A 25,715-nucleotide genomic window follows, 5' to 3' on the forward strand; every position below is an offset into this window, starting at 1 on the left:
GTTATGAATGACAAACGATGGGAAACCAGTGATTAGCGGAGAAAAATTAACGCATTTAAAAGCACTTGAATACGAGTCAATTCACACTTTCCGCGAAGTGGCGGCGGAATTTGATAACCCGGTGATGTTGTATTCGGTGGGTAAAGACTCATCGGTATTGTTGCACTTGGCACGTAAGGCCTTTGCTCCGGGGAAAATCCCGTTCCCGCTTATGCACGTTAATACCACCTGGAAGTTCCGCGAAATGATTGATTTTCGTGACCGCATGGCAGAAATGCACGGCTTTGAATTGCTAGAGCACATTAACGCTGAAGGCGTTGAAAAAGGCATTGGTCCGTTCAGCCACGGCAGTGCTTTGCATACCGACGTAATGAAAACCCAGGCACTAAAACAGGCGTTGAACAAATACCAGTTTGATGCCGCCTTTGGTGGTGCCCGTCGTGACGAAGAAAAGTCCCGTGCGAAAGAGCGAGTGTATTCCTTCCGTGACAAAAACCACCGTTGGGACCCCAAAAACCAACGCCCTGAATTGTGGAATATTTTTAACGGTAAAGTGAATAAAGGCGAAAGCATTCGTGTATTCCCTTTGTCTAACTGGACTGAGCTGGATATATGGCAATACATTTACCTGGAAAGCATTGATATTCCAGAACTTTATTTTGCTAAAGAACGCCCTGTGGTTAAACGCGACGGCACCTTAATTATGGTGGACGATGATCGTATGCCACTTGAACAAGGTGAAAAGCCGGAAATGAAAATGGTGCGCTTCCGTACTCTGGGGTGTTATCCGTTAACCGGTGCCATTGAGTCTGAAGCGGAGACCTTGCCGGAAATTATTCAGGAAATGTTGCTGACCACCACCTCTGAGCGTCAGGGTCGAGTGATTGACCGTGACAGTGCCGGATCCATGGAAAAGAAGAAAAAGGAGGGCTACTTTTAATGAGCCATGCGTCTCCTTTAATTGAACAAGATATTTCGGCCTACCTTAACCAGCACGAAAACAAAGAACTGCTGCGCTTTATTACCTGCGGCAGTGTCGATGACGGCAAAAGCACGCTGATAGGTCGTTTGCTACACGACAGCAAACTGATTTACGAAGATCAGCTGGCCGCGATTACTGAGGATTCTAAAAAGTCAGGTACTCAGGGCAATGAGGTGGACTTAGCTTTGTTGGTGGATGGTTTGCAGTCTGAGCGCGAGCAGGGCATTACCATTGACGTGGCTTACCGTTATTTTTCGACCGATAAGCGTAAATTTATTATTGCTGATACTCCGGGTCACGAGCAGTATACCCGTAACATGGCGACCGGTGCGTCTACCTGTGATGTTGCAGTTATTTTGCTGGATGCCAGCAAAGGTGTGCAAACGCAAACACGTCGTCACAGTTTTATTTGCTCACTGCTGGGCATAAAAAATGTGATTGTTGCTGTGAATAAAATGGATTTGGTGGACTACTCGCAGGAGACTTACAAAAAGATTCAGGCAGATTACCTGGAAATGGTGGGGTCATTGAATATTCCTAACATTCGCTTTGCGCCGGTATCGGCCTTAAAAGGCGATAATGTTGTGGAAAAAAGTGAAAACCTGAGCTGGTTCCGCGGTTCTCCACTAATGACGTATCTGGAAAATATGTCGGTTGAGCGTGAAGCCGACAGTGCCGAGTTCCGTTTCCCGGTGCAGTATGTGAACCGTCCGAACTCTGACTTCCGCGGCTTCGCTGGTACCATTACCTCGGGTGAAATTGAAGTAGGCGATACCGTGCGTGTGCTGCCTTCGGGTAAAATTTCGACCATTAAGGCTATTGTGACCTTTGAGGGGGAGCACCAAAGAATGCGGGCTCCTGCAGCAGTGACGCTAACATTGAATGACGAAATTGATATCAGCCGCGGCGATATGATTGTGAAGAAAGATTCGCTGCCTAATGTGTCCAGCCGTTTCCGCGCCAAGCTGGTTTGGATGAACGAGGATGCACTGCAAACACACCGTGAGTATTACCTTAAGTTCAACAGCAAGCTGACCACGGGTGAGTTTGAACAAGTTCAGCACCGCATAGACGTTAACACTTTTGCCGAGCATAAAGCTGGCAAGCTGAATTTGAACGAAATTGGTGAAGTGGATGTTCGCGTTACTGAAAAAGTGATGTTTGACGACTACCAGGGCAACCCTAAAACCGGTGCCTTTATTGTTATTGACCGTATAACCAATATGACGGTTGGCGCGGGTATGATAGAACAGGCGTTGTCAGACTCTGCTGAAAGTGAAACTCAGAAGCACGAATACAGTGAGTTTGAGTTAGAGCTGAATGCGTTAATCCGCAAACACTTCCCACACTGGGAAGCGAAAGACTTACTTAAGTAATCTGAAACCTCTTGCCGGCCTGCCAGTAGCCATTACCTACATAGCTATGAGTTTGTGGCTTATCCCCTTAGTGTTTCCTTTTTGATATTTCACCTGGCACAAAAGTGTCAGGCTTCGCTGTCTTTGGATCTGAGCTCCAGAACCTATATAATTGTAAAGATTCGTAAGATTAGACGCAGTGACGGTTCACTGCTTTTTTGAAGGAGATTTTTTACACTCAAACTGGGAGAACCCATGTTTAAATATAATAAGTTGAGCTCAGCTATCTTTATAGCATTAGCTGCTTCTTCGTCAGCAGTTGCGCAAGAACAGGACACGCAACAAGAAGAGGCAGAAACATCTAAGCAAATTGAAACCATTAATGTTACCGCTACCAAGCGCACGACAAATATCCAACAAACTCCAACCGCTGTGCAGGCGTTAAGTTCCCGCGATTTAAAAGAACAAAACATCGGAAACTTTGACGACTACGCACAATATGTACCGAATGTTACTTCCAGTGGCCGTGGGCCCGGGCAGAACGACGTGTTTATTCGAGGTATGTCCATTCAGCCTATTACGGTAATGCTGTCCGGTGCACAGGGCACCATGCCTAACGTGGCTCTATACGTTGACGAGCAGCCGGTGACCGCTCCCGGGCGTAACCTCGATGTTTACGCAACTGACTTGCAGCGCATAGAGGTGTTACCCGGACCGCAAGGCACACTATTTGGCGCAAGCTCGCAAGCAGGTACCATTCGCTACATCACTAAAAAGCCGGTTTTAGGCGCGTTCGAAGCAGGTTTTACCACTGGCTTTGAAACCATGGCTGAAGGGGAAATGAGCAGCTCCGCCGAGGGTTACATTAATATTCCGGTGACCAACGACTTAGCTGTGCGTGGTGCGTTTTATAACGTCAACCGTGGTGGTTATATCGATAACGTGGCGGGTGAGTTCTCTATCGACCCCAACAACCCGAACTACCGCTCAATGGATCCGTCCATGGAAGCTTTGATGGATGACGGTACCGAATTCACCAGTGCATTTAACACGCCCCTGGCCGAGGAAGATTTTAACGACAGTTACTACAAAGGTTTCCGTCTGAGTGCTAAGTACCTGATTAACAGCAACTGGGAATTGTTGTTGCAACACCAGGCGCAGGACTTAGGCGCTGATGGTGTGTTTGACTACGACCCGGATGTAGGCGATTTAGACGTTGAACGTTATTACCCCGACGAACTGGAAGACAGTTTTGATTTGACTACCTGGACACTTGACGGGCGTTTAGGCGCACTGGAAGTGCTGTACACCGGTGGTTATTTAAACCGTGAAATTGAGCAGTCAGTTGACTACACGGGGTACAACACCTCGGGTACCTTCATCGTTTATTACACCTGTAACTATGGCGATGATGGCATGGCGGAAAACTGTGTCGATCCAACCAAGGGTTTTAAAGGCTACCAGGAACACAATCGCTTTACTCAGGAAGCTCGTATCAACTATGACTTCACTGACAACGCGCGTATTACAGCCGGTGTGTTCTACGATGACTTTGAAATTAACACCCAGGACGATTATGTTTACTTTTCGAACCCTGAAGAACTAGGGTTTGTGCCGAACGCACCAATGGAAGGCGTGTACGCCAATAACCCTGATACTCGTCCGCCGCGTGTTGGTTTCTTTAATGACATTACACGTACCGAAGAGCAAATTGCAGCCTTTGGTGAGTTTACTTATGACTTCACTGAGCAGTGGGCCGCTACGGTCGGTTTGCGTTGGTACGACATGGAGTCGGACTTTTATGGCCAGTCCAGCTTTGCCTCAAAGGGCACCGATGGCGATGCGGGGCGTGACTACAATTCAACCGCAGGCCATACTGACGAGCCGCTTGAACAGGATGACGTAATTCCTAAGTTCACGTTGAGCTATCAGTACACACCTAACACCTTATTCTTCGCTACGTATTCCGAAGGTTTCCGCCCGGGCGGCTTTAACCGCGCTGGTGGTCAGGGCACGGAAGAAACGGGTGTCGTTAACACGGTTTATGAGTCGGACGAAGTGGTCAACTACGAGTTTGGTTGGAAGTCACTGATGCTGGATAATTCATTGCGTTGGAACGGTAATGCGTACTTTGTTGAGTGGAACGACATGCAAATTACGCGTCTGGATACCGACATTTCAATTCTGACCTTTGTGGATAACGCTGCAGACTCAGAAATTCGTGGTCTGGAAACTGACTTCACCTGGCGTATGACCGACAACTTCACCTTCAGTGGCGCCTTGTCGTACAACGATACTGAGTTGACTCGTACCGGTCAGGGCATTGTCCGCACCTTGCCGATTGGCTCTGAGCTGCCACTGACACCTAAGGTACAGGGTAACCTTCGTGGTCGTTATACCTGGACACTTGAGAATAACTGGGATGCCTTTGCTCAAGTGGGCTGGATTTATGCGGGCGAGACTTACCCGTCGCTGGTTGCTGCTGAAGTTGAACAGGCAGGCGGTAAGCAGGACTCGTACAATATCGGCAATGCCTCAATTGGTGTCATGAAAGATCAGTGGAGCGCGAAGCTTTACATCAAAAACATCACCGATGAGCGTGCTGAGTTGTATACCAATACGCAAGACGATATCTTGAGAACGACAACCAATCGTCCTCGGTCAATTGGCTTGTCAGTATCTTACTCATTCTATTGATAAGATAATTTGAGTACAGGGGGCCTTCACTGGCCCCTTTTTTCATTGTGAGGGAATAACGGTCGTTATGGATCACATAAAAAAACTCCTGGCGCAGAGTCAGTTTGAACAGGCGCTTAAGCTTTTGCAGCAAGAGCGTGATGGCTTGTCAGGCGATGCAGAAAAAGAGTCGCTGTATTATGAAGCGGTGGCTTATCGTTATTTAGGTCAACTGCAGCAAGCGCAACAAACCTTGCATGCATTGCTTACCAAATGGCCTGAATACGGCCGCGCATTGCAGGAGCTGGCGCACACCCTGAAAGCTCAGGGAAAAGACGAAGATGCGTTAAACCACTATTATCAGGCCATTCGATTAAACCCGGCCTTACATGCCAGTTGGGCAGCGGCTGCAAAGTTGGAAGCTAAGAGCGGTAATGCCGAACAAGCCGAGCGTAACCAACAACAGGCGAGTTTTCTGCTGAGACAGCCAAAAAAGGTGTTAGCGGCACTGAACCTTTACCATGAAGCGAAATACTATAAAGCTGAGAAAATCTGCCGCGCGTTTTTGCAACGTAACCCACACCATATTGAAGCAATGCGAACCCTCGCGAATATTGGTGCTCAGCTGGACGTAATGAACGACGCCGAGTTTTTGTTAGAAAGCGTACTGGTATTAGAGCCGGACTATGACTTAGCCAAGTTTGATTACATTAAAGTGCTGCAGCGTCGGCAGAAACACAGCGATGCTTATAAACACGCGAAAGAGCTGTTTGAAAAAGAACCGGATAACCCTCTGTATAAGGCGTTGTTTGCGAATTTATCGGCGGCATTAGACTACGATGAACAAGCCTTGCGGCTTTACGACGAGCTGATTAACGAACAGAAGAACGAAGACATTGCGGGAATTTATGTGGCGAAAGGGCATTTACTGAAAGCCATTGGCCGACAGCAGGACGCGGTAGAGAGTTATCAGAGTGCGTATAAGGAACGTGCTGATTTTGGTGATGCCTATTGGAGCCTGGCCAACCTGAAAACTTATGAATTTAGTGACAACGAAGTTGATTTGATGGAGCGTGCGGCTGAGGATTCTAAAACGCATTTAAATGACCGTATTCACTTTTGTTTTGCCTTGGGTAAAGCCTTTGAGCAGCGGAGCAATTATGTAAAGAGCTTTGGCTTTTATAAGCAGGGCAATGATTTAAAACGCGAGTCCAGTAACTTTAAACCCGAAGTTTTATCGCAGCGTATTGAGGCCCAGCGAGATTATTTTACGGAAGAAAAAGCGAAGCAGCTGCCAACTGTGTCACTTAAGGCGGAGGCGACGCCCATATTCATCGTCGGCTTGCCGCGCGCCGGCTCGACTTTGGTTGAGCAGATACTGGCAGCACATTCTAAAATTGAAGGTACGTTAGAGTTACCGAACATTCCGGCAATTGCACACGGCCTGAACGGACGTCAGGTACAGTCAGAAAAGCCCAAATACCCTTACGTGCTGGATGATTTAACACCCGAAAAGCTTGAGCAGTTAGGGCTACGCTATTTGAGCGAGACAGAAGTGTACCGAACCGGTGCCCCTTTCTTTACCGATAAAATGCCCAATAACTTCCGTCATATTGGACTGATTAAAACCTTGCTTCCTGACGCGAAGATTATTGATGCCCGGCGAAACCCGATGGACTGCTGCTTTAGTGCCTACAAGCAGTTATTTGCCGAAGGGCAGGAGTTCAGTTATGGCCTGGATATGCTGGCGGATTACTACCGAGATTACGTAGAGCTTATGGCGCATTGGCAGCGTGTGTACCCCGGTGCGATTCATACCGTGGTTCACGAGCAGTTGGTGGACGACCCGGAAGCTGAAATTAAAGCGCTGTTTGAATACCTGGAGTTACCGCTGGAGCCTCAGTGCCTGCAGTCGCACAAAGCTGAACGTCGGGTGAAAACGGCCAGCTCTGAGCAAGTGCGGCAACCGATTAATGCAAAAGGCATTGGCCAGTGGCGGAAGTTTGAAGCGCAGTTGAAGCCGCTGCAGGATGCTCTGGGGCAGTCGCTTATGGAGCAATGGGATAAAGCCTGACGTGAAGGTCGGGCTACGCAAGGGCTATTATTTACGGTACAATTCGGGCATCACTTTTTGAATGAAATTACCAATGGCCGATAACATTGTCTGGCATGACGCCGCCGTGTCGCATGAAGACCGTATAAAACAGAAAAAACACCAACCGGCACTGCTTTGGTACACAGGCTTAAGCGGTTCGGGTAAGTCGACTATTGCTAACGCGGTAGACCGTAAGTTGTTTGAACTCGGCTGTCATACCTACCTGCTGGACGGCGATAACGTGCGCCACGGCCTGAATAAAGATCTGGGTTTTAATGACACCGACCGGGTGGAAAACATTCGACGTATTACTGAAGTCAGCCGCCTGTTTCTGGATGCGGGATTGATTGTGGGTACCGCGTTTATTTCGCCCTTTATTGCTGACCGTGCACAAGCTCGTGAGTTAGCAGGCGAAGGCTTTATTGAAGTGTTTGTGGATACCCCTTTGGAAATTTGCGAGCAGCGCGACCCTAAAGGTTTGTATAAAAAGGCACGTGCAGGTGATATTCCGCACTTTACCGGTATATCGTCACCTTATGAGGCACCTGAACAGCCTGAAGTGCATTTAAAAACCGATGAAATGGACATTGAAAAAGCCGCTGAACAAGTGGTGCAGTATTTAAAGGATAACGGGATTATTTATGCTTAACGAATTGAAGAACATTGCCCGCGACGCTGGCGCGGCCATTATGGAAGTGTACGAAAGTGACGACTTTGATGTGCAGCAAAAGGGTGACGACAGCCCGCTGACTAAAGCCGATTTAGCTGCGCACAATGTTATTTGTGAAGGCCTGCGCGCGCTTGATACTCAGTACCCCATTATATCTGAAGAGTCGTCAGACATTAGCTGGGAACAGCGTAAGCATTGGTGCCGTTATTGGTTGGTTGATCCGTTAGATGGCACGAAAGAATTTATTAAGCGCAATGGCGAGTTCACGGTAAACATTGCCTTAATTGAAAAGGGTGTACCTATTATGGGTGTGGTTTACGCGCCGGTACTGGATGCCATGTACACCGGTGAGCGTGACCGCGGTGCGTTTTTAAACGACAAAGCTATTTCGGTAGCAACAAAAAAACCAGACACCTTGCGGGTTGTAGGATCGCGTTCTCACCCATCGCAGGAAACCATCGACTGGCTGGATGCGTTAGGCAAGCCTTATGAAATGGTGCCTATGGGCAGCTCGCTGAAAATTTGTCTGGTAGCTGAGGGTAAAGCCGATATTTACCCGCGTTTAGGCCCAACGTGCGAATGGGATACCGGAGCAGCTCATGCGGTACTCAGTGCAGCGGGCGGCCAGGTAACTACCATTAATGGCGATCAACTGCTATATAATCAGAAAGAAGATTATCTGAATCCGTATTTTATTGCCCGGTAATTTAGTAGCCTGACGTTTACGTCAGGTGTGTTAGCTCCCATAAAAGCGGGCCACCGAAAAGGATAAAGCCTTATGAAATTAATAAGGGTATTGGCCGTATTAAGTTTATTAGCGACCGGGTCCGTTGTTGCGCAGTCTGAAGTGGAAGATCCTGAAGGTGAAGTCTACTCTCAATTATTAGTCGGTGCCCTGATAGGGGCCTCTGATGATTTATACCTGCATGACAATGTTGCTCAGGACTTTTCGGATAAAAAGTTGCGTGAAAACATCAGAATAATGGTCGCCCACATAAAGGAAAAAGAGGCTTCCTGCCAAAATGAGCTTCATGTCATAAAGAAAATGCACGTTGAAGACAAAATGGGTGCCGATAGTCGAATTCCGGTGGCCTCTATTCAGGACTTTGACACCGCAGGCTCTATTAGTGAGCGGTTATCCGATTTACTGGACCGACAGCGCGATATGAAGTCCTTTATTGGTATGCGTAATGCGCTGGGCTCGCACTTTAACGTCTTTTTCACTACCCGGACTGACAGGGACATGTGCCGGCGCCTGTTTACTGAAGCCTATGAAGGTGGTGCGAATAACCCTGAGCACAAAAAAGCGTGTGCGGCGTTTGATTCACTTCGCAGTTGCATGATTGAGATGAGGCACATTAATTATATTAGTGAGTTTATGCGTCAGGATGTCTCTGAGCGGTATTACGATGGCAAGTTAGGACCTCGTGAAAGCCGTTTCCCGCCTAAGTATAAGCGTCAATAAAATAAAAAAGACCCACCGGCGGTGGTGGGTCTTTCTGCACTTCACCTGACATAAATGTCAGGCTACTCGTCTTCTTCGGTTTCGACTTCTGCTTCTTCTACTTTGATGTACTGCTGGTCAACCCACATACCTTCTATTTCGATGATGGTGCCAACAGCTAGTGCTTCGTAAAAGGTTTGAAGATCAACCTCTTCGTCGTTGAGTTCAAACTCCGTGTCCTGGCTAAAGCGCAGCTCATTGCCATTGACGAAAACACTATCGCCTTCGATTGACTCTATTTCGCCTTCAAACTCAGCTTTGCCGGTACTGTCATCGTTGTCGTCGTCATCATCGTCGCCGTCTTGGCCACCTACGGTTTCAACTTCCACTTTTGCGGCAATTAGCGTGTCGCCGTCGTATTCGCCTTCGACTTCAACGATAACAGCCGGGTTGCTTTGAACCAGTTCGATAAAGCGTTCAATGCTGATGTTGTCGTCTTCGCCTTCAAACTCAGTGTTCTCGTTAAATCCGACAGCAACGTTCGCTATGGTCATACCTTCTGCGCTGACATCAGATACACGACCTTTGACTTCACCTTCGCGGTCTTCCTGGTCGATGCGTTTTACCTTAAGTGCAATGGTAGTGCCCTGGTCGTCCTGACGTGAAATGACTTTTAGCCAGTCGTTCACGGCAATGTCATCGAAAGTAAAGCTGCGTTCGTCTAAACCGGACTCGTCTTCGTATTGCGTTTCAGGTGTTACGCTGAACGTTGTGTTGTCAATAACAAAGGTTTCGTTGTCGGCGTTGAGGTCAGTCACCTGGCCTTCGGTTTTGCTGCGGGCGTCAGTGGCCTTGAACTCAATTTCTTCGGCAATTAACTGTTCGCTTTCAAAGCGACCTTCAACTTTTATGATAACGCCATTGGCAAGTGTGTCTAAACTGCCGTCATCAAACTCGGTGTCATCGTTAAGGGTGAACTCATAACGGTTAACGCTAAATACGCCGCTTTCACTGTCGTAATCTTTAACGATACCCGCAATGGTGACTTCTTCGGCGTCGTTATCTATGTCGTTTTCTTCTTTGTTTTCGATACTGCTGGCTGTGAGTGTCAGCGTGTCGCCGTCGAAATCATCGCCTTCTACTTTTACGAACAGGCCGTCGGCCAGGTCGTCCGCGGTCATGTCTTCATATTCCGCCGCAGAGTAGTCGATGGTCAGCTCTGCTAAAGAAAAGGTTTGAGCATCGGTATCCAGATTGACAACTTCGCCTTTTAACTTAATTTCAGTTTCTTCGGTTTCCAGCTCAACCAGCGTCGCGTAAAAGTTGCCTTCGTCGTTGATGTAGCCGCTGACTTCAATGAAATCACCCACCGACAAAGTCTCTATATCGGTTTCATCAAACTCGGTCAGGTCATCAAAGAGAATAGTCTGGCCCAGCACTTCAATTTGTTCTGCTTCACGGTCAATGAATGAGACCGGGCCTTGCAGGTGTTCCTCGTAGCGAATTTGCTGCGCGTCCGGGTCTTCACCATCGTTTGAGGCAGAAGCGGCAACGGTAACAACCATACCCACTTTTAACTGGGCTTCATCTGCCGCAGGGGAGTTACCTACAGCAATTTCAGCATTTTCTGATCGATACCGTTGTCCATTGACATACACACTGCCAAAACCTGTGATCACACCTTCGCTGACAACGGAGGTTGTTGTGGTTGAAGTGTCGTCGTTATTGTTTTCGCCGCTTGTATTGTCGTTGGGAGAGTCGCTTGAGCTTCCGCCGCACGCCGTAAGCGCGCCCGATATTGCTAAGACTAAAAGAGACTGTTTAAAACGCATGGCTGTACCTCTTGTTGTTTCTAAAACACCTTATTTAAGTGTCGGTATTTTCAACCTTAGCGGATGGTTTTAGCCGATGCCAGAGGAATTTTTGAATATTTTGAATGCTTGTTACGTTAGGTTTTTGTTATAAAAATTCTAACCTTAGTGGATAAATTACAGTGGCGTGCATACACTGGTGAGTATTAATATTTAATACAATCATTTAGTACGAAGGGAGACGACTTAATGAAATTATTCGTAGCTTTAACAGCAACGCTGTTTTTGGCTGGTTGCAGCAGCGCACAGTCAGCGTCGGATGAGCCGGTGACCATGGCCGACATAAAGAGCTTAATTGGCACACCTACGGCGCAGAGCATTGAAAGCTGTAAAGTGTTGCCTGTGGGCAAAAAGGCTTGCGGTGGCCCGGAAGGCTATGTGGTTTACAGCAGCGAAACCGTAACGGATGAAAGAGCGCTGCTGGACGCTATTCACCGTTATAACGAAAAAGCCAAAGAAGAGGCAAAAACGGGCTATTCAACCTGCGAACACATACCAGAGCCTGAGCCAGAGTTAAAAGGTGGCGTTTGCTGGATACCGTGACGCAGGAGAATTAGTGAATGCGATTCAGGGTATGTATTGCGGAACAGGCCGGTATGTAACGCCATGGATGGCGTTACGTAAGCCCCCAGGGATGGGTTTACGGCGTCCGGCCAGATCCGCAATACATACCCAAGCATTCATTAATTTTCCTTGCGCTCGGTAGCAAAAACGGGTAAAATCCACCCGCAACATGAATCCAGTCACGGAGTGTTGCACATGCTGCGAATTGCCCAAGAAGCCTTGACCTTTGACGACGTTTTGCTCGTTCCCGGTCATTCCGAAGTTCTCCCCCATACCGCTGATTTACGCACGCAATTAACGCGTGGAATTACCCTGAATGTTCCGCTGGTTTCGGCCGCGATGGATACCGTTACTGAATCGGCACTGGCTATTGCATTGGCGCAGGAAGGCGGCCTTGGCTTTATCCACAAAAACATGACCGCAGAGCAACAAGCCGCGCACGTTCGTAAAGTGAAAAAATACGAAAGTGGCATGGTCTCTGATCCGGTTACTGTGCAACCCACAACCACCATTGGTGAAATTAAACAACTGACTGCCGAGCATGGTTTTCAGGGTTTTCCTGTGGTTGAAGGTAATGGCGATTTAGTGGGTATTGTTACCGGCCGTGACACACGTTTTGAAGACGATGACAACAAAGAGATCCGCCACGTAATGACGGGGAATGACCGCCTGGTCACTGTGCATGAAACCGCAGAAAGCGAAGAAATACTGCAGCTTATGCACAAACATCGCATTGAAAAGATTTTAGTTGTGGATGACGCACACAAGCTGAAGGGTATGATCACCCTGAAAGACTTTGAAAAAGCCGAAAACAAACCGAACGCCTGTAAAGACGAGCTGGGTTCACTGCGCGTAGGTGCTGCAGTAGGTGTTGGCGCGGGTACGGAAGAGCGTATTCAGTTACTGGTTGAAGCGGGCGTTGATGTACTGCTTATTGATACCTCGCACGGACATTCGCAGGGTGTACTGGACCGGGTTAAGAAAACTCGTAAAGACTACCCTGACTTACAAATTATTGCCGGTAACGTAGCAACGGCCGCAGGCGCTAAAGCACTGGTTGAAGCGGGCGTTGACGCTGTAAAAGTGGGTATTGGCCCGGGTTCAATTTGTACCACACGTATTGTTACCGGTTGTGGTGTGCCACAAATTAGCGCTATTAGTGACGCTGTGGATGCCATTAAAGGCTCTGGCGTACCGATTATTGCCGATGGTGGTATTCGTTTCTCAGGAGACATTGCTAAAGCTCTGGCCGCCGGCGCGCACTGCGTTATGGTGGGCAGCATGCTGGCGGGTACTGAAGAGTCGCCGGGTGAAGTTGAGCTTTACCAGGGCCGTTATTACAAATCATACCGCGGCATGGGCAGCCTGGGCGCAATGAATCAGCGCAATGGCTCGTCTGACCGTTACTTCCAGAAAAGCGATGAAGCTGACAAGTTGGTGCCGGAAGGTATTGAAGGACGCATAGCTTATAAAGGACCTATTTCTGCGATTATCCATCAGCAAATGGGCGGGTTGCGTTCAGCGATGGGCTTAACCGGTTGTCCGACAATTGAAGATATGCGCACCAAGCCGCAGTTTGTGAAAGTAACCGCCGCCGGTATGGGCGAATCACACGTACACGATGTGCACATTACCAAAGAAGCACCGAATTACCGTAGCTCGTAACAGGATGACTAATGACTAGAGATATCCACGATCACCGAATATTGATTTTAGATTTCGGCTCTCAGTACACTCAGCTGATTGCCCGCCGTATTCGCGAAATTGGCGTTTACTGTGAGCTTTGGGCATGGGATGTTGATGAAGCCGATATTCGGGACTTCGCGCCTAAAGGCATTATTTTATCCGGTGGTCCGGAAAGCGTTGCAGAAGAAGGCTCACCACGTGCGCCGGAATATGTTTTTAATGCTGGTGTACCGGTATTTGGTATTTGTTACGGCATGCAAACTATGGCCCATCAGCTGGGTGGTTCTGTGCAGTGCTCGCTTGAGCGTGAATTTGGTTACGCACAAATTGAGCTGGTAGAGCAAAGCCCGCTGTTTAAAGCCATTGAAGACGCTGTGTCTGAGTCTGGCGCGCCGTTGCTGGATGTCTGGATGAGCCACGGTGACAAAGTGGAAATGATTCCGGAAGGCTTCCACACCGTAGCGAAAACCTCTTATTGCCCTTATGCCGCAATGGCTGACGAAGAACGTCAGTTTTACGGTGTTCAGTTCCACCCGGAAGTGACTCATACGCGTCAGGGCATGCGTATGCTGGAACATTTTGTCAGCGATATCTGCGGTTGTGAGAAGCAATGGACGCCGGAAAAGATCATTGATGACGCTATTGAACGCATTCGTGAACAGGTAGGTACTGATAAGGTTATTTTAGGTCTGTCGGGCGGGGTCGATTCGTCGGTAACGGCCATGCTGCTGCACCGTGCCATTGGTGATCAGCTTACCTGTGTGTTTGTGGATAACGGCTTGTTGCGCTTAAACGAAGCGGAGCAGGTAATGGAAATGTTTGGTGACCACTATGGTCTGAACATTTTGCCGGTACGTGCGGAAGACCGCTTTTTAGATGCGCTGGCGGGCGAGAACGACCCAGAGAAGAAGCGTAAAATTATTGGTAATACCTTCATTGAAATTTTTGATGAAGAAGCCGGCAAACTGACCGAAGTAGACTGGCTGGCGCAGGGCACCATTTACCCGGACGTAATTGAGTCTGCAGGCTCTAAAACCGGTAAAGCGCACGTGATTAAATCGCACCACAATGTAGGTGGTCTGCCGGAAGACATGAAGTTAGGTTTGGTTGAGCCACTGCGCGAGTTGTTTAAAGACGAGGTGCGTAAAATTGGCCTCGAGCTAGGCCTGCCGTACAACATGCTTTACCGTCATCCGTTCCCGGGGCCTGGCCTTGGTGTTCGTGTTCTGGGTGAAATTAAGAAAGAATACTGTGACTTACTGCGCCGTGCCGATGCAATTTTCATTGAAGAGCTGCATAACGCGGACTGGTACAACAAAGTCAGCCAGGCTTTCGCGGTATTCCTGCCGGTACGTTCGGTTGGGGTTATGGGTGATCAGCGTAAATACGACTGGGTTATTGCTATTCGAGCAGTAGAAACCATCGACTTTATGACTGCGCGCTGGGCACATTTGCCGTATGAGTTATTAGAGAAGGTATCGAACCGGATTATTAATGAAGTGAACGGCATTTCCCGTGTCACTTATGATATTTCGGGCAAGCCACCCGCCACCATTGAGTGGGAATAAGCCGGTAAATATTGACTGGCCGTTGCAGGAAATCTTCCGAAAGACGCCAGCAAGTACATCCCTGTAAGGCTTGGGCAGCGCCATCCATGGCGCTGCACACTTTCTCCAGATTTTCCTGCAACGGCGTAACGCCAATATCTACCTGTTATTTAATGAACTTAGAAGTTGTAAGTCACGCCAAGGTGAACTTCGTTGTCGATGCTGTTGAAGTTTCCGCGGAAACCGGCGTCAGCAGAGAACTGTTCAGTAAAAGCGTAGCGTAAACGTGCGCCTACTGATGCGAAGCCGTCTAAGCCCCAGTCATAGCCTGCATCCACAACAGCTGTCGTTTGCTGGCTGAGTTTGGTCATAGCACCAATACCGGCATAAGCGCTGGTGTCGTCGCCGTATTCAAAGTCATAGTGGCTAACACCGCCTTTTAAGAAGGTGTTGAACTGTTTGCCAGCACCCATGTCCAGGAAGTACTTAGCGCCAGCGCGAAGTGAGTAGTCACCCATGTCGGTTAGCTGAACTTCACCCACCCAGTTAGGGGCGATGGTGGTGGAGCCTTCGACGTAGAAGTCGGAGTCGTAGAAATCGGAAAAGCCACCGCTGATGTAGTTCAGATTGTCAGCCTGAGTGGCTGCTGAAAACACAAACGAACTGCTTGCGAGTAACGCTGTTGATAGTATGAGCTTTTTCATAGTTTACCTCCTTGGATACAATAACTTCATTATGGCACCTAAGGAGGATTTCAACAGCCCTTCAACTGTAAAGGTTCAGTAAAATAAAGGGCTGCAGAGGTGTTTGGTGTTTATTTAACGATATCTAACCAAACCAAACGGTGGTCGGAAGAGGCGCTGCGCTTATTCATTAGCTGGCTGCCGGGTTCATCATCGACAGGCCAGAACACGCCGGCGTCTTTTACAATTAAGTCGTCCGAGGGCAGCACGTAGTCAACGCGCTTACGCCAGGCGGCGGTATGGTACTGCGAGTTGCCGTTATTGGGAGAGTGCTGTTGTCCGCCCTGGCTTTGTGGCTTTACGTCATTAACCCGGGGGTGGTCCAGTAGCTGCTCAATGGCACCGTCGACGCCACCGGAACCGGCTTCAGCGTTCATGTCCCCCAAAATAACAAAGCTTTCATTCTCGCTAAGTCCGCCACGCACGCCATTGTCGTCGTAAAGGTAGTTGTCACTGCCAGGCGTGAGGTAATCGGCAAATAAGCGGATTTCATCGAAGTTACGCATACCATTGCTGTTTTCCGGACCATCGAAAGCCGGTGGTACAGGGTGCGCTGCTAACAGATGAATAACCCGGTCGCCCACTTTTACCGGGACATCCCAGTGTGACTTAGAGCTTAACGGGTACTGCGCCATGATTTCATCGGAGTACCATTGCTCGTTGGTCGGTTCTTCCTGTTCATTCATAACGTAAGGAATGTGACGCCCGGGCATGTCTTTCCACAAAAAGTGCTGAAAGGTGCGCGCTTTATCGGTTAACAACGGGTACTTCGACAGTATGACCATACCGTACTGACCGGGATACCAGCCAAAGCCCCAGGCATCTATGCCGGTACTTTCCTTTTTACCGTCACGGTTTAAATCAAAAGGTGAGGGCACGCCGGTGTTTACCGGGGCGGTATAAGCGTAGGGGTACTCAATAGCTTGCTGGCCATTTTGCGAAACCGCTAAATAGTTTTTTTGAAAAACATTAACGCCAACTTCAGGATCAAGGTAATCAAACTCGTTCAGCAGCACAATGTCAGGACGTACGCGCTGAAGAATTTCAGCAATACCCCGTATTTGCTTGTGACCCTGCTGCAGTATTTCCGGTACTGGCGAGCTGTCTAATGTCGGTAGTTCATTTTCACTGAGGTAATTAGACGCATCCATACTGACATTAAAGGTCGCAACCCTTATTGTTTCAGGTTCATTTTTACCGGAGCCTGCTGTGGCATAAAAAGAGGTAGGAATCATAAAGACAACGAATGTTAAAAATACAAAAAACCGCATAAAGCCCATGGAATAACCGTTAGAGAGCAGCCTAAGACAATTGAAGAGAATAAAGGTTCCCGAATGACTAGGCAAGGGCAAAGATTTTGATTAAAATATGTCACATATCTGACACACAAATGTCTTAGAAGCGTAATGAATTCAGCCGCATCCCATACAGCTCCGACCTCTTGCCGTACTTCTGACTCTTATCAGGTCATGAGCTTTCCGGTAATGAACCAGCTATTGTGCCGCGGCTCGTCATCGAATACTCAGCGAACGACCCATTTTTCTCTTCTGTCTTCGCAAAAAAGTTCCTTCGCTTCTTCTGTTTTTTTTCAAACCTTTCACGAAATTGTCACAAATGAGCCTTACCCTCATTCGTGCTTAAAAACCCAAAACCAAAACCGGGAAGAACAAAACTATGTTTAACTCCACTTTCAAGCGTACAGCTGTCGCAGCTGCTATCGCTTTTGGCCTTAGCGGTGTAGCTATTGCGCAAGATACATCGTCAGTTGTCCGTGGTAACGTTGTTACTGCATCTGGCGACGTTGCGGCAAACGCACGTGTTGAAATTATTCACATTCCAACAGGAACTCGTTCCGTTGCGACAACCAACGAGTCTGGAGCTTTCGCAAACTCTGGTCTGCGAGTCGGTGGCCCTTACCTTATCGTTATTGAAGGTGAAAATGGCCGCAAAGTATACGAAGACGTATACTTAACGCTGGGCGAATCTTACCGTATTAATGCTGAGCTTGAATCAACCGACATGGAACGTATTCAAGTTTCCGGTGCGGCGATTTTAGGTGGTGAAAACCGCGGTAGCAGCAGTTTCTTCGGCGAAGATGACATTGCAAATACGCCTACCTTTAACCGTGACTTAAAAGAAGTAGCACGTTTAAACCCATACGTTAACTTGTTGTCAGGTAGCGAAGCACCAATGAGTATTGGTGGTTCTAACCCGCGTTTCAACTCTATCTCAATTGATGGTGTTGGTGTAAACGATGACTTTGGTCTGAACGGTAATGGTTACCCAACCCAGCGCTCACCTATTTCAATTGATGCGGTAGAGCAGGTTGCTGTTGATATGGCACCGTTTGACGCTTCTCAGGGCGGCTTCTCTGGTGGCCGTATTAATGCGGTGACTAAATCAGGTTCTAATGAATTTGAAGGCTCGCTTACATACGAGCGCATGAGCGACGCATGGGCAGGTGACCCGGAAAACCCTGAAAGTGGTCAGGAAGTTCCATTGGATTACGAACGTGATACGTACAGTATTGCGGTTGGCGGTCCAATCATTAAAGACAAGCTTTTCTTCTTCGTTAACTACGAAAACGCACAAGAACCGGCACAAATTGAGTACGGTCCTGCAGGCGCTGGCGCACCGAACGACAGCAACGTGACTCAGGAAGAGTACAACCGTGTTCGCGAAATTGCACAAACTCAGTACGGCTTCGATATTGGTAACTGGGACACTGTCCGTGATACCGAAAACGACAACTTGTTGGTTAAGCTGGACTGGAACGTCAACTACGATCACCGTGTTGCGTTAACCTATAACCGCACTGAAGGTAACAACCTGCGCGGCGTTAGCAGTAGCCAGAACTCTTTAAACCTGGACACTAACTGGTATGACTACCAGCAAAACATGGATCTGTTCCGTTTGTCCTGGTTTGCTGACTGGAGTGGTGACCTTTCAAGTGAAATTTATGTCAGCCACAAAGCGGTTGAAGCAATTTCTGGTTTGGTAACCAAAGACTTTGGTGACGTGAGCGTCCGTACTGAAAATGGCACGCTTAACTTTGGCCCTGATTCAAACCGTCACGCTAACCAGTTAGAAAACGATAATTTCAAAATTGGCGCGAAATTCGATTACCTGGTCGGCGACCACGAAATTGAGTTCGGTGGTGAGTATGACAGCGTTGACGTATATAACGTGTTTGTACGTAACTCTTTAGGTTCCTGGTCTTACGAGTCAATTGATGACTTCGAAGCCGGCACTGCCGATGAGTTCTTCTACGAGAACGCTTACACGAATAACGCGACTGACGCAGCCGCTAACTTTGAGTTAGGCATGCTGAACTTGTACGTACAGGACAACTGGTACCTGAACGATACAATGGAATTAGGTCTGGGTGTTCGTTACGAAACTTACATGGTTGATGACAAGCCAACATTAAACGAGAACTTTGTTGACCGTTATGGCTACAGCAACCAGGAAAACTTAGACGGTAAAGGCATTTTCTTACCGCGCGTTGACTTCAAATGGTTCGCTACTGACGACATGGTCGTTCGTGCCGGATTCGGTCGCTTCTCTGGTGGTCGTCCAAATGTTTGGATCTCAAACTCGTTCTCTAACGACGGCTATACTCTGGTACAGTTTGACCGTGACCAGGTATCAGAAGATCAGTATCTGGAAAACCAAAACCCTGCACAAATTCCGCAAGCGGTATTGGACAGCATGGAAGCCGGTGACGGTGACACTAACAGCATCGATCCTAACTACGACATTCCGTCTGACTGGATTGCTCGTGTAGGTGTTGACTACCGTTTCGACATTCCTAGTGTTGGTGATAACTTCCAGGCAACGGCTGAAGTTACTCGTAAGTGGATGACAGACAACAGCCAGTGGATTGATATCTCACGCTGTGTTGCTGATGAAACTGCAGCAGGCATCAACATTTATGAGCCGTGTGACCCAACTGCACCTAGTGGCCATTATGACCTGCAGCTGACTAACGAAGACAAAACCGGTAAAGCATGGTTGTTAACAACTTCATTGTCTAAAGCTTGGGATAGCGGCTTTAACGCATACGCTGCTTACACCTTCCAGGACATCGAAGAAGGTAACCCGGGTACGTCGTCTACTGCGACTTCAAACTACCAGTACAACATTGTTCGTGACCGTAACCAGGCATTGCTTGGTACTGCTGACTATCAGGTTGAGCACAGCCTGAAAATTGCATTAGGTTACAGCACTGAGTTTGTTAGCGGTTACGCGTCTAAGTTTAACTTATTCTTCAACCGTCGCTCGGGTACTGCGTTCAGTTACACCATGGGTATGTATAACGATGGCGACTTCGGTGACCAGCCATACTTCCAGGGTGGTGGCTCTTACCTGCCATACATCCCGACTGGCGCGGATGACCCTGCATTCAGCCCTGAGAGCCCGTTGTCGTATGAAGAAGCCATGGCTTACTTCCGTGACGCTGGTTTAGAGCAGTACGCGGGTGGCTTTGCACCGAAAGGTACAGGTCGTTCACCTTGGGTTACCAACCTGGACTTCCAGTTCCAGCAAGAAGTACCTGGCTTCGCAGAAGACCATAAAGGTATTTTCTACATTACCGTTAATAACCTGTTGAACCTTATCGACAGTTCAAAAGGTGAAGTATTGCGTCAGCAGTACACTAACCAGTCGGTTGTAGACTTTGCCGGTCTTGATGACCAGGGTCGTTACATGTATGCCGAGTCATTCTTTGGTTATAACGACTGGAGTATCTTCGAAGCTGAAGAGTCTACCTGGCGCCTGAAGCTGGGTGTTAAATACACCTTCTAATTTCGCTTTGAGTGAAACAGCTAAAGAATAACGAAAGCCGCACCTTAAGTGCGGCTTTTTTTTGAGCAAAGTTCACAGAGTTGTCACAAATAAGCTATACCCTTATTTGTAGTAAAACCAAAACAAAACCGGGAAGAACAAAACTATGTTTAACACGACTTTTAAGCGCACTGCTGTAGCTGCCGCCATAGCAATGGGGTTAGCAGGTTCAGCCGTGGCGCAGGAAACCTCTTCAAGCTTGCGCGGTGTTGTTACCACTGAGTCAGGGCAGGTGGTTTCAAATGCAACCATCCAGTTACGAGATGAGCGTACTGGCAGTGTCAAAACCTTACGCTCTAATGAGCAGGGGACATTCTCTTCACGTGGTTTGCCGGTTGGCGGGCCATACACTTTGGTGGTTGAAGGTCCTGAAGGGCGCACCCAGGTTGTCGAAGATGTTTATCTAACTTTAGGCGACTCACAAAATGTGAACGTGATGCTGGAGCGCCAGGCGGACATGGAGCGCTTAAGTGTAACCGGCTCTATGACCAGTAACGCTTTGTATGGTAGTAACAGTCCGGCTGCGAACTTCAATTTAGAAGACTTGGAAAATGCACCGGCTGCAAACCGTGACTTAAAAGATGTGGTGCGCATTGACCCGCGTATTTACATTAACGAAACCAATGCTGGCGACATTCAGTGCGGTGGTGCTAACCCACGCTTTAACAGCCTGACCGTTGACGGCGTTCGCATGAACGACAACTTTGGTCTGAACAGCAGTGGCTACCCGACAGAACGCATGCCGTTTTCTTACGACTCGATTGAGCAGGTAGCGGTTGAATTTGCCCCATTTGATGTTCAGTACGGCGGCTTTACCGCCTGTAACATTAATGCCGTTACCAAAACCGGCGACAACGAAATGTTCGGTGGTGTGTTCTATGATTACACCAACGACTCTTTGCAGGGCGACGAGTTAGAAGGCGACACCATTAATATTGGTGACTTTAGCGAGAAACGTTATGGCTTTAATGTTGGTGGTGCCTTCATTGAAGATAAACTGTTCTTCTTTACTTCTTATGAGAAGCTGGAAGGCTCTGACACTTTTGATCGCGGTCCGGAAGGTTCTGGTGCAGCGACCGAAGTTGCCGGTGTGACTCAGGCCGACGTTGAGCGTATTGCCGATATTGCACAGAATATTTATGGCTATAACCCGGGCGGGTTCCCGTCGAGCTTACCGGTAGAAGACGAAAAATTCCTGGCCAAGTTGGACTGGTACATTAGCGATGCTCACCGTGCGTCATTAACCTACAACTACAACGATGGCTACTCTATTGCAGAGTCAGACGGCGACTCCGACGAGCTGGAGTTCTCTAACCACTTCTACGAGCGTGGCTCTAAGTTCACCTCTTATGTGGGTGAATTATACTCGGACTGGAATGATAACTTCTCGACAGAAGCTCGCGTGGGTTATTCGGAGCTGGATGCCCGTGTAAGTCCTTTGGGTGGTACCGACTTTGGTGAAGTTCAGATTGGTGTTAACGACGCGACTGTGTATTTAGGCGCGGATGACTCTCGTCACGCTAACAAACTGAAATACGACACCACTTTCTTTAAATTGAAAGGTACTTATCTGCTGGGTGACCACGTTATTTCTGCCGGTATTGAGCGGGAAGAGTACGACGTGTTTAACCTCTTTGTGCAGGAAGCTGAGGGCGAGTATCGCTTCGGTTCTATTGATGACTTTGAAGCCGGCACACCGTACGCGGCTATCTATGAAAGTGCCGCGGGTACCAACAACCCTCAGGACGCTGCTGCTGAATTTGCTTACGCGGTTAACACGGCCTACGTTCAGGACGAATATTACTACGCGTCAATGGATATTACCTTCACCTACGGTTTGCGTTATGACTGGTATACCAGCGATGACTACCCGGTGAACAACCCGTTAACTCAGGAACTTTATGGGTTCTCTAATCAGCAGAACATGGACGGGCAGGACTTACTGCAACCACGCTTTGGCTTCAACTGGTTTGTTAATCCTGAATTAGAAGTTCGTGGTGGTGTTGGCCTGTACTCCGGCGGTAACCCCAATGTGTGGATCTCTAACAACTACTCGAATAATGGCGTGACGCAGTACGAGGCCTTCCGTGATTTTTCTGGTGAGTCTTTGTTTGGTGTTCCGCACACAGGTGGCGGCAACCCAATTTTTGACATTCCTCAGGAAATGTACGACGAAGTGGCTAACGCCAGTGGTCAGGGCCCGATTAACACTATGGACCCTAACTTCGAACTACCGAAAGAGTGGAAGTACGCATTAGGCGCAACTTACACCTTGCCGGATGACTACATTTTGATGGCGGACTTCTTATACACCGATAAGAAAGATGCGGCGATTATTTATAATCTGGGCTTGGAACAGGTTGATACGGCGCCGGATGGACGTCCAATTTTTGATGAGATGTCTACTGACGGACGTGACCAGGGCGACGACTTTCTGTTGACGAATGTTGACGGCGATTCTGGTTCGCAAACCACAGTTTCACTGGCGTTAAGTAAGTCGCATGACTTTGGTCTGGACTGGACTTTCGGTTACGCCTATAACAAGGCGGAAGACGTTAACCCAATGACCAGTTCGGTGTCGTTCTCTAACTACACCAACCTGGCAACGGCTAACGCTCAGAACCCGGGGGTTGCGACTTCTAACTACGAGATCCCACATCGCTTTACCTTTAAAGCGAACTACACCAAAGAGTTTTTCGATGGTTACAACACAGTAGTGACCTTATTCGGTACACGCAACAAAGGTCGTCCGTTCTCCTATACCATGACCGATGGTGCCTTTGGTGATATCGCCTACCAAGGCCGTAGCTTGCTGTACGTACCGACAGGCTTGGATGATCCTAACTTTGCAATTGGTACTGACGGCGACGGTAACCCGTTTGAAACCGGAGCATTCTTCGACTTTCTGGAAGAGTCGGGTTTGAGCAAGTACGCGGGTGGTATTGCGCCGCGTAACGAGTTCAACAGCAAATGGTGGACCAAAGTTGATTTGCGCATTGAGCAGGAGCTTCCGGGCTTTATGGACGACCATAAGGCGTCTGCGTTCTTCGTCATTGAAAACTTAGGTAATATGCTGAACGACGACTGGGGCGTGCTTTACGAAGCGAGCTTCCCACGTGCGGTGACTGTAGCTGACGTTGAAATTAACGATGCCGGTCAGTATCAGTACAACTCGTTCCGGGACATCAGCAATGTTCAGTCTCGCGCCGGTGCGCCTTCGCTCTGGTCTGTACGTTTAGGCGTAGAATATAAGTTCTGATTGTTTCACGCCGAATGAATAAACCGCCGCTGGTATTGCCCGCGGCGGTTTATTATTTTAATCTCCCTTTATCAAACACTAATTAGCTGACCCAATGGAACTGAGCTGGACCAGTCTTTTACCTTCCTTGCTGGCAATTGTATTTGCCATTGTTACCCGAAAAGTTCTGCTGGCGCTTATTGGCGGCATTATTCTGGCCAATATTCTGTTGTTCTGGCCGGCTCCGGAAAATGTCGCCTACGGCACGCTGAACAGCACCTGGGACACCCTTGTTGACCCCAGTAATATGCTGGTGTGGTTTTTTACGCTGGGCATTGGTGCTTTATTTGGGGTGCTGGAAAACGGCGGCACCTTTAAACAATTTGTACTCAAGCTAGAGCGTAAACAATGGATTGAAAGCAAACGCCGGGCGCGCTTAATGACCTGGATTCTGGGCGTTATTGTTTTTATTGAGTCTAACGTCACCATTATGATCTCAGGCACAACCTCACGACCTATTTATGACCGCCTGGGCATCGCGCGTGAAAAGCTGGCGTATATTGTGGATTCAACCTGTGCGGCCATTTGTATTCTGATCCCTTTAAATGCCTGGGGAGCCTTCAACCTGACGTTGATATCTAACCAGGGTGTTGAACAACCGCTACTGGTGTTCATTCAGTCTATAGCCTTTAACTTTTATGCCATTTTTGCGGTATTGCTGGCGTTGTTTGTGGCTTTGTTCGACTGGAATATTGGCCCAATGAAAGCGTTTGAGAAGAATGCGGTGCCCGATCAGGTGTCACAAAACACCTGGGGCGACGGGCCCGATGAAGAGGCCAGCTTTGGTAAAGGCACTGCGGTGGTGATGACCAGCCTGATATCTTTAGTGGTGATGGTACCTGTCATGCTGCTGATAACCGGAAACGGTGTATTGGTGGACGGTAACGGCACCTTAAGTGTGTTCATTGCTATATATGTGGCATTGGGCCTTGCGGTGGCGGGTACGTTAATGACGCAACCGGTAAGCCTGATGGATGTTGGCCGCTACCTGTTAAAAGGGGCGTGGAATATTCTGCCGTTGGCGGTTATTTTGTGGCTGTCGATTGCGCTGGGTGGTTTAACCCGTGACTTAGGTACCGGCGAGTTTCTGGCTGCTGCATTAGACGGTTCCGTGCAATTATGGATGCTGCTGCCGCTCATTTTTGTGTTGTCCGCTATTACCGGGTTTTCTATTGGCTCCAGCTGGGGCACCTTTGCCATCATGCTGCCACTGGCTATTCCTCTGGCAATGACACTGGGCTTACCGGCTGCCCCCTTTATTGCGGCGGCAATTTCCGGCGGAATTTTTGGTGACCATGCCTCACCCATTTCAGATACCACCATTATTGCGTCCATGGCGTCGGGCGTTGAGCATATTGACCATGTTCGTACGCAGTTGCCTTATGCGTTGTTGGCCGGGTTAGGCGCAACCGTAGCTTATGCAATAACGGGTATGCTTATTTAGCGTTAACTTTGGCAGACTTGCGGCGGGCGCGGAAAAAGCGTCGTAAAATATCGCCGCATTCTTCTGCCAGTACGCCGCTTTGAACCTCAACTTTGTGGTTCATCGATGCGTGATTAATGACATCAATGGCGGTGCCGGTAGCGCCGGTACGAGGGTCGGTGGCGCCAAAGACTAAACGCTTAACACGGGCATGGGTTATCAGACCGGCACACATGGCGCAGGGCTCTAAAGTGACGTACAGCGTAGAGTTGACCAACCGATAGTTATCGATAGCCTGACCTGCTGCGCGAATAGCCTGAGCTTCGGCATGGGCAGAAGGGTCGGACAAAGAAATTACCTGATTGTAACCTTCGCCAACAATTTTTCCGTCCATGACCAACACCGCGCCAACGGGCACTTCGTCGGCTTTTTGCGCTTGTTCAGCAAGCTCTAATGCTCGCTGCATGTAGATTTCATCGGTTGTCATGGCGGCGATTTTAGCGCAGGATATTACCC

17 protein-coding genes are annotated in these 25,715 nt (G+C 48.5%); 13 read left to right on the top strand and 4 right to left on the bottom strand.

From position 1 onward, the window contains the following. Positions 1 to 7 precede the first annotated feature (7 nt). From cysD to K5X84_RS02635, 7 genes are all read left to right on the top strand, one after another. Complete coding sequence (gene cysD / locus K5X84_RS02605) at positions 8 to 940, top strand: sulfate adenylyltransferase subunit CysD (protein ID WP_222236557.1); 933 nt, start codon at positions 8 to 10, stop codon at positions 938 to 940. Beyond that, positions 940 to 2,358 (top strand): sulfate adenylyltransferase subunit CysN, encoded by a 1,419-nt coding sequence (cysN, locus tag K5X84_RS02610; protein ID WP_222236558.1) that lies wholly within the window; start codon positions 940 to 942, stop codon positions 2,356 to 2,358. Before cysD ends, cysN begins: the two co-directional genes overlap by 1 nt. Before the next feature lie 234 nt (positions 2,359 to 2,592). Further along, positions 2,593 to 5,034 (top strand): TonB-dependent receptor, encoded by a 2,442-nt coding sequence (locus K5X84_RS02615; protein WP_222236560.1) that lies wholly within the window; start codon positions 2,593 to 2,595, stop codon positions 5,032 to 5,034. Positions 5,035 to 5,101: 67 nt separating this feature from the next. Continuing rightward, positions 5,102 to 7,087 carry a tetratricopeptide repeat-containing sulfotransferase family protein gene (locus K5X84_RS02620; RefSeq protein ID WP_222236561.1) on the top strand — a complete coding sequence of 662 codons (1,986 nt, stop codon included), beginning with the start codon at positions 5,102 to 5,104 and terminating at the stop codon, positions 7,085 to 7,087. A 61-nt stretch (positions 7,088 to 7,148) separates the two neighbouring features. Continuing rightward, positions 7,149 to 7,757, top strand: a complete 609-nt coding sequence (gene cysC, locus K5X84_RS02625; RefSeq protein ID WP_272877064.1) for an adenylyl-sulfate kinase — start codon at positions 7,149 to 7,151, stop codon at positions 7,755 to 7,757. Beyond that, entirely contained in the window at positions 7,750 to 8,484 is a 735-nt protein-coding gene (cysQ, locus tag K5X84_RS02630; RefSeq protein WP_222236562.1) for a 3'(2'),5'-bisphosphate nucleotidase CysQ, read from the top strand. The genes cysC and cysQ overlap by 8 nt, the downstream gene beginning before the upstream one ends. 72 nt (positions 8,485 to 8,556) lie before the next feature. Further along, the gene (locus K5X84_RS02635; RefSeq protein WP_222236564.1) at positions 8,557 to 9,243 is read left to right on the top strand and encodes a hypothetical protein; all 687 of its coding nucleotides are present in this window, start codon (positions 8,557 to 8,559) and stop codon (positions 9,241 to 9,243) included. Between the two features lie 62 nt (positions 9,244 to 9,305). On the opposite strand, the gene K5X84_RS02640 is transcribed toward K5X84_RS02635, so the two are convergent. Then, positions 9,306 to 11,054 carry a DUF5666 domain-containing protein gene (locus tag K5X84_RS02640; protein WP_222236565.1) on the bottom strand — a complete coding sequence of 583 codons (1,749 nt, stop codon included), beginning with the start codon at positions 11,052 to 11,054 and terminating at the stop codon, positions 9,306 to 9,308. 228 nt (positions 11,055 to 11,282) lie between these two features. Between K5X84_RS02640 and K5X84_RS02645 the strand changes: the two genes are divergently transcribed. The 3 genes from K5X84_RS02645 (at position 11,283) to guaA (ending at position 14,911) form a co-directional block, all read left to right on the top strand. Then, entirely contained in the window at positions 11,283 to 11,636 is a 354-nt protein-coding gene (locus tag K5X84_RS02645; protein WP_222236567.1) for a hypothetical protein, read from the top strand. Positions 11,637 to 11,852: 216 nt separating this feature from the next. Beyond that, the gene (guaB, locus tag K5X84_RS02650; protein WP_222236568.1) at positions 11,853 to 13,322 is read left to right on the top strand and encodes an IMP dehydrogenase; all 1,470 of its coding nucleotides are present in this window, start codon (positions 11,853 to 11,855) and stop codon (positions 13,320 to 13,322) included. Between the two features lie 11 nt (positions 13,323 to 13,333). Further along, positions 13,334 to 14,911 carry a glutamine-hydrolyzing GMP synthase gene (gene guaA, locus K5X84_RS02655; RefSeq protein WP_054491260.1) on the top strand — a complete coding sequence of 526 codons (1,578 nt, stop codon included), beginning with the start codon at positions 13,334 to 13,336 and terminating at the stop codon, positions 14,909 to 14,911. Between the two features lie 158 nt (positions 14,912 to 15,069). Here guaA and K5X84_RS02660 read toward each other — a convergent pair whose 3' ends face one another. Together K5X84_RS02660 and K5X84_RS02665 are read right to left on the bottom strand one after the other, a co-directional pair. Further along, the gene (locus tag K5X84_RS02660) at positions 15,070 to 15,594 is read right to left on the bottom strand and encodes a hypothetical protein (RefSeq protein ID WP_222236569.1); all 525 of its coding nucleotides are present in this window, start codon (positions 15,592 to 15,594) and stop codon (positions 15,070 to 15,072) included. A 110-nt stretch (positions 15,595 to 15,704) separates the two neighbouring features. Beyond that, positions 15,705 to 16,868, bottom strand: a complete 1,164-nt coding sequence (locus K5X84_RS02665; protein ID WP_244994815.1) for an endonuclease/exonuclease/phosphatase family protein — start codon at positions 16,866 to 16,868, stop codon at positions 15,705 to 15,707. Positions 16,869 to 17,307: 439 nt separating this feature from the next. On the opposite strand from K5X84_RS02665, the gene K5X84_RS02670 reads away from it, so the two are divergent. The 3 genes from K5X84_RS02670 (at position 17,308) to K5X84_RS02680 (ending at position 25,220) form a co-directional block, all read left to right on the top strand. Beyond that, the gene (locus K5X84_RS02670; protein ID WP_222236572.1) at positions 17,308 to 20,439 is read left to right on the top strand and encodes a TonB-dependent receptor; all 3,132 of its coding nucleotides are present in this window, start codon (positions 17,308 to 17,310) and stop codon (positions 20,437 to 20,439) included. Positions 20,440 to 20,584: 145 nt separating this feature from the next. Next, positions 20,585 to 23,737, top strand: coding sequence for a TonB-dependent receptor (locus K5X84_RS02675; RefSeq protein ID WP_222236573.1), 3,153 nt, complete (start codon positions 20,585 to 20,587; stop codon positions 23,735 to 23,737). Positions 23,738 to 23,831: 94 nt separating this feature from the next. Further along, a complete protein-coding gene (locus tag K5X84_RS02680; RefSeq protein ID WP_222236575.1) occupies positions 23,832 to 25,220 on the top strand; it encodes a Na+/H+ antiporter NhaC family protein in 1,389 nt (462 codons plus the stop codon). On the opposite strand, the gene tadA is transcribed toward K5X84_RS02680, so the two are convergent. Next, the gene (gene tadA, locus K5X84_RS02685; RefSeq protein WP_244994816.1) at positions 25,213 to 25,665 is read right to left on the bottom strand and encodes a tRNA adenosine(34) deaminase TadA; all 453 of its coding nucleotides are present in this window, start codon (positions 25,663 to 25,665) and stop codon (positions 25,213 to 25,215) included. The genes K5X84_RS02680 and tadA overlap by 8 nt on opposite strands. Positions 25,666 to 25,715: the final 50 nt, after the last annotated feature.

It is taken from the genome of Idiomarina abyssalis (assembly GCF_019797805.1).
GTDB classification, from domain to species: Bacteria; Pseudomonadota; Gammaproteobacteria; order Enterobacterales; family Alteromonadaceae; genus Idiomarina; species Idiomarina abyssalis.